Here is a 12,267-nt window from a genome sequence, read left to right on the forward strand (position 1 = left end):
CGGTTGCGTCCCGTGCCGATCGGCTACGCGGTCCAGTCCGTACGCTCTCTGTGGCGACGCTCGGCGCGGCGCTCCTGATGGCGGGGGCTCCGGCACAGGCCGAGCCCAAGCCCACGGTGAAGCAGCTCAAGAACGAGCTCTCCGCGCTCCAGAAGGAGTCAGACAAACTCATCACCGAGTACTACAACAGCAGGATCGCCCAGCAAAAAGCTGACAAATCCGAAAAAGCGGCACGCGAGAAGCTGGCCACCGCCCAGGCCGTCTACGAGCGCGAGTCCGCCGAGCTCAGAGCCATGGCCGTCAGCCAGTACATCGGCGGCGAACCCGGCCAGATCGGCCTCCTCGTCGGCAACCAGGACCCGACGTCGTTCCTCGGCCGCATGGCGCTCAACCAGCACCTCGTCACGCTCCAGGACGCGCGGCTACGCGGCTACGCCCAGGTCAGGAACGCCCACCAGCAGGCCAAGGACGAGGCCGACGCCCGCGCCAAGGAGCTCACCCGGACGGTCGACGACCTGGAGCAACGTAAGAAGAAGGCCGAGAAGCAGATCGAGCGGATCAAGGACAAGATCGATCAGCTGTATTCGGCGCCGGGGGTGCGGCGGCCGGACGGCACGTGGGTGCCGCAGCTGCCCGGCGGGTCCGAGAACATCACGCCCAGGATGCGGCTGGTCAAGCAGCTCGTCCAGGAACGGTTCGACGTTCCGTTCGGGATCGGGTGTTACCGGGCGATCCAGGATGGCGGCGAGCATCCGCTCGGGCGCGCCTGCGACTTCATGCTGAGCCGGGGCGGCGCGATGCCGTCGGCGGGGGAGGTCGAGCGCGGCAACCAGATCGCCGCCTGGGCCATCAAGAACGCCAAGCGGCTCGGGATCATGTACATCATCTACCGGCAGCGGATCTGGCACGTCAGGACGGGCACCTGGCGCACGATGTCCAACCGGGGTGGTACGACCGCCAACCACTACGACCATCCGCACATCTCGGTCTATTAGCGGCTCGGGTTCATAGCGCGCCGGGCGCACGTCGGTGCTGCTGGGCGTCGTGGCGTCGGCTCTGTGTTGCGGGGGTCAGTCCTTCGCCAGGGCCGCCAGCAGGCGGTCCTCCGTGACCTCCGGGCCGGTCAGCTGCTCCGTGATCGCCCCGTCGCGCAGCACGACCACGCTGTCGCAGTTGTCCACCAGCTCGCTCACGTCCGACGAGATCAGCAGGATCGCCAGCCCGTCCACCGCCAACTCGTCCAGCAGCGCCTGCATCTCCACTTTGGTCGCCACGTCCACCCCCCGAGTCGGCTCGTCCAGCAGCAGCACCTTCGGGTGCATGGCCAGCCACCGCGCCAGCAGGACCTTCTGCTGATTTCCGCCGGACAGCTCCCCGGCCGGCTGCCGGGGCGAGACGGCCTTGATCCCGAGCCGCTTCATGAACGTCGCCACGATGCTGTCCACTTGCGCATCCGACACGATCCCCGCCCGCGACAACCGGGGCAGGGCCGCCAGCGCGATGTTGTCGCGCACCGACAGCGTGGGCACGATGCCCTCGGTTTTCCGGTTCTCCGGCACCAGGCCGACGCCGGCGCGGATGGCGTCCCTGATGGACCATTTGCGGGAACGCGCCCCCGCAACCGTCACCTGGCCCGCGTCCACCGGCAGCACGCCCGCGATGGCCCTGGCCGTCTCGCTGCGCCCAGCGCCGAGCAGCCCGCCCAGGCCGATCACCTCGCCCGCCCGCATCGCGAGCGACACTCCGTCCAGTACGTGGTGGCGGGTCAGGCCCTTGGCCTCCAGCACGGGCAGGTCGGCGGGCTCCGACGGCTCGCCGGTCTGCGGCGTGGGCTCCACCGGGTGGAACGGCCGCCCGAGCATGAGCGAGACCAGTCGTAAACGGTCGAGCCCGGCCATCGGTCCCGTGTGCACGACCCGCCCCTCGCGCAGCACCGTGACCCGGTCGCAGATCCCGTACAGCTCCTCGAGCCGGTGCGTGACGTACACGACCGAGCGGCCCTCCTCGCGCAGCCGCCGCACGGCCGCGAACAGCGTCTTCAGCTCGGCGTGCTCCAGCGCCGACGTGGGCTCGTCCATGATGACCACGCGGGCGTCGGCGGAGGCGGCCCTGGCCAGCGCGACGAGCTGGCGCGCGCCCTCGCCCAGGGACCCGAGCGGGCGCCGCACGTCCACCTTCAGCCCGTACGCGGTCAGCACCCGTTCGGCATCGGCGTGCACGGCCGCGGAGTCGATCAGCCCGAACCGTCCCCTCGGCTCCCTGCCCAGGAAGAGGTTGCGGGCGAGGCTCATGGTCGGTACGAGGTTCGTCTCCTGGTGGATCGTGGCGATTCCGGCCCGTTTGGCGTCGGCAGGGCTGGCGAACCTGACCGGCTCGCCCTGGAGGCGCAGCTCACCCGCGTCCGGCTGGTACACACCCGAGAGCACCTTCACCAGGGTCGACTTGCCCGCTCCGTTGCCGCCGATCAGCGCGTGCACCTCGCCTGGGCGCACGGACAGGGTGACGTGGTCGAGGGCGGTGACACCCTGGAACGTCTTGAGAACGCCTGCCACCTGTAGCACGGTTGCCTCCGCCTCGATCGTGGTCGAGGAAGGAAACATTATAGTAACGGGCTTGTCACATTCGATCAGAACCGAGCGGTAAACGAGCGCAACGTTCGCCGCCTGAACGCTCGGTCATCCGCCCCTGCGCCTCCAAACACTCGGCGCGTCCGCCTGGTGACCTGCGGCTCGGGTGGAGCGTCCGGCGCGTGCCCGTTCGGAGGCACGTCGGCGGATGCGGAGATCCGGGCGACCGGAGTGGGTGCGTCCGCCCATCGGGTGAAAGTGTGTCCTTCGACGGAAAGACGCGTGCCGCTTCCCGGAAATGTGTCAGAACTGGGCGACGTGGAGGCGGACGCCGCGGGCGCTCAGGTCGTCGAGCACGTCGCGGGGCGCGGCGTCGTCCGTGACCAGGTGGTCGATCCGGTCGGGCGGCACCGTCTGGACCATCGTGTCCACGCCGATCTTGGTGTGGTCGGCCAGCACCACGACCTCCTCCGCGGCCGTCGCCAGCGCGCGGTCCACGCCCGCCACCTGCATGTTGGGCGTCGACAGCCCGCGCTCGGCGGTCAGGCCGTTGCCCGAGATGAAGGCCCTGCGTACCCGCAGCCCCGCCAGCGAGTGCTCGGCCGCGCTGCCCACCAGCGCGAGGATCGAGCCGCGTAGCGTGCCGCCGGTCAGCATCACCTCGACCCGCGACGACCCGGCCAGCGCCTGGGCGACCAGCAGCGAGTTGGTCACCACGGCCAGCTCGGAATGCCTGGTCAGGCGGCGGGCGAACTCCTGCGTGGTGGTGCCGGGACCGATCACGATCGCGTCGCCGTCCTCGACGAGCGCGGCGGCCAGGTCGGCGATGGCGCCCTTCTCGGCGGACTCCAGCGAGACCTTGTGCGCGTAACCGGCCTCGCGCGACAGCTCGCCCGGCAGGGTGGCGCCGCCGTGGTGGCGGTTGAGCAGGCCCTCCGACTCCAGCGCGCGCAGATCGCGGCGGACGGTGACCTCGGAGGAGTGGACGGCCTGGGCGAGCTCGCGGAGTGACACCGCGCCGTTGGCGCGCACCAGCTCCAGGATGCGCTGCCGGCGTTCAGCGGCGAACACGGGCCGGCGTCCGTCGCTCTGCGTGTCGCTCACGTCCCGATCATAGTGGACGGGCCAAGATGCGTTCGCCTCTGACCGTATGAGAACGAATTTGATCGAAAATCTTGACCGGCTCGGTCCGCCGGTGCTTACTTTGGAGCATGTCAGGGTCAAAAGCTGTCCGAACCTGATCGGCGCGTTTCGAAAGGACCCCCCGTGCGTAAGCGCCTCGCGTTGTCGCTGGCCGTACTGATGTCCCTGTTATGGCAGCCGTCCCCCGCCACCGCCGCTCCCGACGCGGCCGCCGGCGCGCGGAACGGGCTGCGCGGTGACTACTACCTCGCCTCCGGGGCGGGGAAGTTCGACTTCGCCGAGCTGAAGGCGAGCGTTCTCGACCCCAGCCTGGAGCTGACAGACCTGAATCCGACGTTCAAGCTGCTGACCGGCAGGGAGGACGACGTCTCCGTACGGTGGACGGGTCAGATCCAGCCCAAGTACTCCGAGACGTACACCTTCTCGATGATCGGCGACAACGGCTTCCGCCTGTGGGTGGACGGCAAGCCGATCATCGACCACTGGGTGGACGACTGGGACCGCGAGCAGACCGGCACCCCGATCGCCCTGGAGGCGGGTAAGAAGTACGACTTCAAGGTCGAGTACTTCGAGCACTTCGGCGGCGCCAACCTCCGGCTGCGCTGGCAGAGCCCGAGCCAGCCGAAGGAGATCGTGCCCGTGGAGGCGTTCACGCTGCCCGAGGGCTTCGACCCGCCCGGGCCGTCCGACGCCAGGGTGAACGCGGGCGGTGACGTCGCGACGCTCACCTTCGCCAAGGCTCTGAACCCGCTCCCGGAAGACGCGGCAAGCAAGCTGGACATCACGGTCGCAGGCACCAAATGGCCCACAAGCTCCGCAGTCCTGAAAAATCCGCAAACAGTCGAGCTGAAGCTGAAATATCCGATCCCGGCCAAGGCCGGCAGCACCATCCGCGTCGCCTACAACGGCGCCGGCGGCCTCGTATACACCGACGGCACCCCCGTCGAGGCCTTCCCGTACGCCTTCGTGATCAACGGGTCCGGCTACATCCTGCGTACGAAGTGGGCCGACGACGTCAACCCGGCCAACCCGCTGCCCGAGTATCCCAGGCCCCAGCTCGTCAGGGACCAGTGGCGCAGCCTCAACGGCAAGTGGCAGTTCGCCCCCGCTAAGGCGGGCGAGGCCGCGCCCATCGGCCGTGACCTGCCCGAACGCATCGTCGTGCCGTACCCGGTGGAGTCGCAGCTGTCCGGCATCGGCCGGCACGAGGAGCGCATGTGGTACCGCCGGACGTTCGACGTGCCGCGCAACTGGCGCGGCGAGCGGCTGCTGCTGCACCTCGACGCGGTGGACTGGGACTCCACGGTGTACGTGAACGGCAAGCAGGTCGCCACCCACAAGGGCGGCTACGGCCGGATCACCGCTGACGTGACCGACGCGCTCAAGCGCAGCGGCCCGCAGGAGCTGATCGTCGGCGTGTACGACCCGACCGACACGGGCACCCAGGCCATCGGCAAGCAGCGGCTCGACCCGAGCGGCATCTGGTACACCGCCAACTCCGGCATCTGGCAGACCGTCTGGATCGAGCCGGTCGGCAAGGAGCACATCGACCGGGTCGACACCGTGCCCGACCTGCGCGGCCAGGCCCTCTACGTGACGGTCCACGGCACGGGCGGCAAGGCCACGGTCGTCGCCAGGGACGGCCGCCGCGTCGTGGGCAAGGTGACCGGCGAGGTGGGCCAGGAGCTCAGACTCCCGGTGCCGAACCCCAAGCTCTGGACCCCGGAGAACCCGCACCTGTACGACCTGGAGGTCGCACTCAAGGACGACAAGGTCGAGTCCTACTTCGGGATGCGCTCCATCGCGGTCGCCGGCAACCGGGTGCTGCTGAACGGCCGGCCCGTCTTCCAGCTCGGCCCTCTCGACCAGGGCTTCTGGCCCGACGGCATCTACACCCCGCCGACCGACGAGGCACTGCGGTACGACCTGGAGCAGACCAAGGCTCTCGGCTTCAACACCGTGCGCAAGCACGTCAAGGTCGAGTCCGACCGCTGGTACTACTACGCCGACAAGCTCGGCCTGCTGGTCTGGCAGGACATGCCGGCGGCGTTCCGCACGGATGACAGACCGCAGTTCGAGGCCGAGCTGCGCGAGCTGGTGGACCAGCACCGCAGCAGCCCGTCGATCGTCATGTGGGTGCCGTTCAACGAGGGCTGGGGACAGTACGACCAGGCGCGCATCGCCGACCTGGTCAAGAGCTGGGACCCGTCGCGCCTGGTGGACAACATGAGCGGGGTCAACTGCTGCGGCGCGGTGGACGGCGGCAACGGCGACGTCAAGGACTTCCACATCTACCCCGGCCCGGGTAACCCCGGCAAGCCGTCGGGAACGCGGGCGAACGTACTCGGCGAGTACGGCGGGCTCGGTCTGCCGCTGATCGGCCACACCTGGTCGGGCGGCGGCTGGGGCTACGCCGTCGAGCCCGACCCGGAGGCCCTCACCACCCGGTACGTCGGGATGATCAACGAGCTCGCGCGGCTGCACGCCTGCGAGCAGCTCAGCGCCGCGATCTACACCCAGACCACCGACGTGGAGACCGAGCTGAACGGCCTGATGACGTACGACAGGGCGATCACCAAGCCCGACGTGAAGCGCGTGCACGACGCCAACACGGCACTGACGAGCGCCATCAACCCGCCCTGCACCTGAAACACCCCCACCTCAAACACGCACCTGAAACACCGCACCTGAAACACCGCACCTGAAGCGGCGCACCTGAAGCACCTCACCTGAAACGCGCGTGAAGCTCGTGCACGAACCGCGGGCGCCGAGTTCGCGCCTGAAGCGCGGGCGTGCACACGGCGCCCGCGGGTGAAACGCCGGTCGCCCGGACCCCTGTGGTCCGGGCGCCCGGGCTGATAGGAAAGGAACCGCCATGACCCCCCATATCCGGACAGCCGCATTAGCGCTGGCCGTACTCCTCACCGCGGCCGCCTGCGCCAAGGCGGAGCAGCCTCAGAGCGCGCCCGCCACCGCCAGCACGGCGGGGCAGCAGGTCGTGCAGTCGCCCAGCGGCTCGGCCGGGCCGACGTGCACACTCGACCAGTTCGGCGGCAAGAAGTTCGACCTCAAGACGGCCACGGTCGGCTTCTCCCAGTCGGAGAAGGAGGCCAACCCGTTCCGCATCGCCGAGACCAAGTCGATCAAGGACGAGGCGGCCAAGCTGGGCATCACCAACCTCAAGGTCACCAACGCCCAGTCGCAGTTCTCCAAGCAGATCACCGACGTACAGCAGCTCATCGCCCAGGGCGTACAGCTCCTCGTCATCGCGCCCCTGAACTCCGACGGCTGGGAGCCCGTGCTCCAGCAGGCCGCCACCAAGGAGATCCCGATCATCACGGTGGACCGGAAGATCAACGCCAAGGCGTGCAGCGACTACCTGACGTTCATCGGCTCGGACTTCTACGAGCAGGGCAAGCGCGCCGCCGACCGCATGATCGAGGCGCTGAACGGTAAGGGCAAGGTGGCCATCCTGCTCGGCGCCCCGGGCAACAACGTCACCACCGAGCGCACGAACGGCTTCAAGGACCGCGTCAAGGAGAAGGCCCCCGGCATCGCGATCTCGTTCGAGCAGACCGGCGAGTTCGCCCGCGAGAAGGGGCAGCAGGTCACCGAGCAGCTCATCCAGTCCAACCCCGACATCAACGGCATCTACGCCGAGAACGACGAGATGGCGCTGGGCGCCGTCACCGCGCTGAAGGGCGCCGGCAAGGAGCCCGGCAACATCAAGATCGTGTCGGTGGACGGGACCCGCAGCGCCGTCCAGGGCATCGCCGACGGGTGGCTGCACTCGGTCATCGAGTCGAACCCCCGCTTCGGCCCGCTCGCCTTCGAGACCGCCCAGAAGTTCCTCGACGGCCAGCCCATCCCGGACAAGGTGATCATCTCCGATCGCGACTACGACACGAGCAACGCCAAGGACTCGCTCGGTGAGGCGTACTGACTTGGAAGCTGTTCTCGAGGCTCGGGGGGTCAGCAAGCGCTTCCCCGGCGTGCTCGCTCTCGATGGCGTGTCCCTCGCCCTCCGCCCGGGCGAGGTGCACGCTCTCGTCGGCGAGAACGGCGCGGGCAAGTCTACGCTGATCAAGGTCTTCACCGGCGTGTACCGGCCGGACGGCGGCGAGCTGCGCTACCAGGGCGCGGACGCCGCGTTCGGCACCCCCATGGACGCGCAGCGCGCCGGGATCTCCACCATCTACCAGGAGGTCAACCTCGTCCCCATGATGAGCGTGGCCCGCAACCTGCTCCTCGGCCGCGAGCCGCGCGGCCGCTTCGGCGTGATCGACGCGGCCGCGATGTACGGGGAGGCGGAACGCGTTCTCGCCGGGTACGGGGTCGCGACCGACGTCCGCCGTCCCCTGCGCACCCTCGGCGTCGGCGCGCAGCAAATGGTCGCCCTGGCCAGGGCGGTCTCCGTGGACGCGCGGGTGGTCATCATGGACGAGCCCACGTCGTCGCTGGAGCCGCGCGAGGTGGAGACGCTGTTCGGGGTGATCCGGCGGCTGCGGGACGCCGGGATCGCCGTCATGTACGTCAGCCACCGGCTGGACGAGCTGTACCGGGTGTGCGACCAGGTGACGGTGCTCAGGGACGGTCGTGTCGCCCACACGGGAACGCTCGCCGACGTGGAACGGCTGCGGCTCATCTCTCTCATGCTGGGCCGCGACCTGAACGAGGTCCGCAGCGGCGGCCTCACCCGCTTCTCCCGCACCCGCCACCGCCCAACGACCGCCCCTGCGCCGCCTGGGTCTGTGCCGCCTTCGATTGCCGCACCGCTGGATGCCGCGGCGGCGCCGGGCAGGGCGACTCCTTCGAGTGCTGTGCCCGCGTCGAGTGCTGCGCTCACGTCGGGCCGTGCGGACGCACTGGGTGACGCCGCGCACGGTGGCCTGCCTCCGTCGGGTGCTGAGGACTTGATGGGCGAAGAACGTGGTGCGGTGCCTGATCCCGGCTCCATGGCGAGGGGTCGCGATGGCGCCACGGGCGCGGCGTTTGACGGCGGTGCTGCGGCTGCCATGCCCAGTGACGGCTCGGCCGCGCTCGGTGGGGCTTCGGCCGGTGCGATCGGTGGCGTCGCGGACGAGGACGCGCCTTCGGCCGGCGTGGAGGGCCCGGTGGACGTCGGTGGGGGAGCGGCCGTACGAGAAGCCGGGCGTGCGCCCGAAAGGCGGGGAGTCCCCGTGGGGCGGAGTGCGTCGGCGGAGGAGGTCTCCGGTGCACCGGCCGCGCCGAATGCGCGAGGCGGGTCGGAGTCGCTCGGCGAGGGGGTCGTGGCCGAGACGCCCGTCGAACCAGGCGTGCCCGTGGTCGAGGCGCGGGGGCTTACGCGGCGTCACGTGCTCGACGGCGTCAACGTCTCGATCAGGCCGGGCGAAGTGGTGGGGCTGGGCGGGTTGCTGGGCGCGGGGCGTACCGAGACCGCGAAGGCCATCGTCGGCGCGTTGCCGCTCGACGGCGGGCAGGTGCTGGTGGCCGGGCTGCCCCTCCGCGGCGGGACGAAAGCGGCGATCAGGGCGGGGATCAGCCTGCTGCCCGAGGACCGCAAGGCCGAGGGCATCATCCCCACCCTCTCGGTACGCGAGAACATCGCGCTGGCAGCCCTCCCCAGCCTGGGCAGGGCAGGCGTAGTGTCCGATGCGAAGATCGACCGGGTGGTGGAGATCTTCATGCGGAGGCTGAGGATCAAGGCCGCGTCGCCGCACCAGCTCGTGTCGGAGCTGTCCGGCGGCAATCAGCAGAAGGTGCTGCTCGCCCGCTGGCTGGCCATGCGCCCCAAGGTGCTGCTGCTCGACGAGCCCACCCGGGGCATCGACGTCGGCGCCAAGGCCGAAGTGCAGGCGTTGATCGACGAGCTGGCCGAGGAGGGGCTGGGCGTGCTGCTGATCTCCTCCGACCTGGAGGAGCTGGTCGAGGGCGCCGACAGGATCCTCGTGCTGTGCGAAGGCGCGGTCGTCGGTGAGCTGTCGAACGACGAGGTGACCGAGGAGAGGATCATGGCGACGATCGCGGACCAGACGGTCGGGGAGCGGGCCGATGGCTGAGGTCACCGTGCAGGCTCGCGTGGCGGTGCTCAAGCCGCGCGTGTTCGCCTGGGTGCAGGACTACGGAGTGTACGCGGCCGTGCTGGCGCTGCTGCTGTTCAACGTGCTGTTCACCCCGCACTTCCTGGACGCCGCGAACTTCCGGACCCAGCTCGTCCAGGTCACCCCCATCGTGATCGTCTCGCTCGGGATGGCGCTGGTGATCGGCACCCAGGGCATCGACCTGTCGGTCGGCTCGGTGATGGCGCTGGCCGCCGCGCTGGTCGTGCTCTACCTCGGGTACGGCTGGCTGCCCGCGGTCATCGTGGCCGTGCTGGGCGGGGCCGTCGTGGGCGCCGCCGGGGGAGCGCTGGTGGCCTACGTCGGGGTGCAGCCGATCGTGGCCACGCTGGCGCTGCTGGTCGGCGTGCGCGGCCTGGCCAACGTCCTGGTGCCGCAGCTCGTCGAGTTCCGCAATCCCGACCTGATCGCGCTCGGCAGCAGCTCGGTGGCCGGGATCCCGGTCATCGTGCTGATCGCGGCGGCGCTGACGTTGATCGTGCTGTTCGTGGTGCGGCGGACCACGTTCGGGCGGCAGGTGGTGGCGATCGGCGGCAACCGGTCGGCCAGCGAGCTGTCCGGTCTGCCGGTCAAGCGCGTGCTCCTGACCGTCTACGTGATCTCAGGGCTCCTCGCCGCGCTGGCCGGGGTGCTGGCCACCGCCCGGCTGCAGGCCAGCGACCCGACCTCGCTCGGCCTGTTCATCGAGCTGTCGGCGATCACCGCCGTCGTGGTCGGAGGCACCCCGCTGACCGGCGGCCGGATCAGGGTGCTCAGCACGGTCATGGGCGCGCTGCTCATGCAGCTGCTTTCCGCCACGCTGATCAAACACAACCTGCCGCAGTCATGGACCCAGATGGTCCAGGCGGTCATCATCCTGGCCGCCGTCTACGCCACCCGGGAGCGTCGATGAACCGTGAACAGGTGAGCCGGCTGCTCCAGCAGCACGGCGCCACGATGGTGCTGGGCCTGCTGGTGATCGTGGGCAGCCTGGCGTTCGACTCGTTCGCCACCCCGGAGAACGCGGCCAGCGTCGTCGTCTCGTCGTCGTTCCTGGCGATCATCGCGATCGGGATGACGTTCGTCATCATCAGCGGCGGGATCGACCTGTCGGTGGGATCGCTGTTCGCGCTCGGCGGCGTGCTGGCGGCCTACGGGTCCCAGTACGGGCTGATCGTGGCGGTGCTGCTGCCCCTGGCGGTGTGCGGGGTGGTCGGCCTGCTGCAGGGCCTGGTGATCGCGCGTACGGGGATGGCGCCGTTCATCGTGACCCTGGCGGGCCTGCTCGGCGTCCGCGGGCTGATGCTGGCCATCTCGAACGAGGGCGCCACCACCTATCTCGTGAAAGATCGGGCGTTCGCCACCTTGGGGCAGGGCGAGATCCTCGGCCTGTCGTACCCCGTCTACATCACGATCGTGCTGGCCCTGCTGGCGATGGTCCTGCTGCAACGCACCGGCTTCGGCCAGAACGTCTACGCCATCGGCGGCAACGAGCAGGCGGCGGCCCTGATGGGTGTGCCGGTCGCGCGCACGAAGGTCTACGTGTACGTCATGTCGGCCCTGCTCGCAGGCCTGGCCGGGGCCCTGAACGCCGCCCGGCTCTCCTCCGGGGTGACGATCCTGGGCATCGGGCTCGAACTGGACGTCATCGCGGCCGTCGTGATCGGCGGCACCCTGCTGACCGGCGGAGCCGGCGGGATCACGGGGACGGTGGCGGGGGTGCTGCTGCTCGGCGTCATCCAGAGCCTGATCAACCAGGTCGGGAGCCTGACCTCGGCGTTCCAGCAGGTGGTGAGCGGGTTGTTCCTGGCGCTGGTGGTGGTGGCGCAGCGGCTGCTGAGCAAGGCCCAGCGGTTGACGTGAGCCCGAACGGGCGCGTCCCCGGAAACCGGCTTGCCGCGGCGCACGTCGGATAGGGCATGACCATGCTGGAAATACGCCCAGGCACGGCAGACGACCGCGAGTGGATCTACCGGCTACGGCACGAGGTCTACGCACGCGAGCTCGGCCAGCACACCCCTAATCAGGCCGAACGCCTGACCGACGCGCTCGACGGCGACAACGTCTACCTCGTCTCCGCCGGCGGCGGCGAGCCCGTCGGGTTCGTCAGCGTGACGCCGCCCTGGGCAGCGTCGCGGGCGTGTTCGGGGTGGCGTGGTTCCTGCCGCTGGTGGGAGTGGTGCTGCTTGGGGATTCCGTGCTGGCGGTGTTCGTCGCGGTGTCGCTCGCGGATATCGCGGGCCGTCGCCGTGGGTGCGCCGCTGGGCGATCTGCTGGAGTCGATGGTCAAGCGGGGGGGCGAGGGCCAAGGGCTCGGCGTCGTGGCTGGCAGGGGCGGGTGGGCTGCTGGACCGGCTGGACTCCCTGCTGCTCACTCTTGCCCTGGCCCTCCTGCTCACCTGAGCGACTGATCGCTCCACGCGGGCCGTGATCCGGCGCACGATTTGTGAAAGCGGTTTGCAAGATTCTCTGCCCAT

Annotated in this window: 9 protein-coding genes; 6 read left to right on the forward strand and 3 right to left on the reverse strand. The window is 69.7% G+C overall.

Translation table 11 applies throughout. The features are described 5' to 3' along the window. Nucleotides 1-50: 50 nt before the first annotated feature. Nucleotides 51-995, forward strand: a complete 945-nt coding sequence (locus tag ACQPWU_RS25610) for a coiled-coil domain-containing protein (RefSeq protein WP_433444250.1) — start codon at nt 51-53, stop codon at nt 993-995. A gap of 75 nt (nt 996-1,070) precedes the next feature. Here ACQPWU_RS25610 and ACQPWU_RS25615 read toward each other — a convergent pair whose 3' ends face one another. Further along, nucleotides 1,071-2,552, reverse strand: coding sequence for a sugar ABC transporter ATP-binding protein (locus ACQPWU_RS25615; protein WP_433444251.1), 1,482 nt, complete (start codon nt 2,550-2,552; stop codon nt 1,071-1,073). Between the two features lie 318 nt (nt 2,553-2,870). Beyond that, on the reverse strand, nt 2,871-3,671 hold the full coding sequence (locus ACQPWU_RS25620) for a DeoR/GlpR family DNA-binding transcription regulator (RefSeq protein WP_433444252.1): 801 nt from the start codon (nt 3,669-3,671) through the stop codon (nt 2,871-2,873). A gap of 162 nt (nt 3,672-3,833) precedes the next feature. Here ACQPWU_RS25620 and ACQPWU_RS25625 point away from each other — a divergent pair, with 162 nt between their 5' ends. The 5 genes from ACQPWU_RS25625 (at nt 3,834) to ACQPWU_RS25645 (ending at nt 11,653) form a co-directional block, all read left to right on the forward strand. Beyond that, nucleotides 3,834-6,359, forward strand: coding sequence for a PA14 domain-containing protein (locus ACQPWU_RS25625; RefSeq protein ID WP_433444253.1), 2,526 nt, complete (start codon nt 3,834-3,836; stop codon nt 6,357-6,359). Between the two features lie 226 nt (nt 6,360-6,585). Then, complete coding sequence (locus ACQPWU_RS25630) at nt 6,586-7,653, forward strand: ABC transporter substrate-binding protein (RefSeq protein WP_433444254.1); 1,068 nt, start codon at nt 6,586-6,588, stop codon at nt 7,651-7,653. A gap of 1 nt (nt 7,654) precedes the next feature. Next, the gene (locus ACQPWU_RS25635) at nt 7,655-9,751 is read left to right on the forward strand and encodes a sugar ABC transporter ATP-binding protein (protein WP_433444255.1); all 2,097 of its coding nucleotides are present in this window, start codon (nt 7,655-7,657) and stop codon (nt 9,749-9,751) included. After that, nucleotides 9,744-10,703, forward strand: a complete 960-nt coding sequence (locus tag ACQPWU_RS25640; RefSeq protein WP_433444256.1) for an ABC transporter permease — start codon at nt 9,744-9,746, stop codon at nt 10,701-10,703. Before ACQPWU_RS25635 ends, ACQPWU_RS25640 begins: the two co-directional genes overlap by 8 nt. After that, on the forward strand, nt 10,700-11,653 hold the full coding sequence (locus ACQPWU_RS25645; RefSeq protein WP_433444257.1) for an ABC transporter permease: 954 nt from the start codon (nt 10,700-10,702) through the stop codon (nt 11,651-11,653). The genes ACQPWU_RS25640 and ACQPWU_RS25645 overlap by 4 nt, the downstream gene beginning before the upstream one ends. Before the next feature lie 202 nt (nt 11,654-11,855). Here ACQPWU_RS25645 and ACQPWU_RS25650 read toward each other — a convergent pair whose 3' ends face one another. Beyond that, nucleotides 11,856-12,080, reverse strand: a complete 225-nt coding sequence (locus tag ACQPWU_RS25650) for a hypothetical protein (protein ID WP_433444258.1) — start codon at nt 12,078-12,080, stop codon at nt 11,856-11,858. Nucleotides 12,081-12,267: the final 187 nt, after the last annotated feature.

The organism is Nonomuraea sp. CA-141351 (assembly GCF_050944675.1).
Classification (GTDB): domain Bacteria; phylum Actinomycetota; class Actinomycetes; order Streptosporangiales; family Streptosporangiaceae; genus Nonomuraea.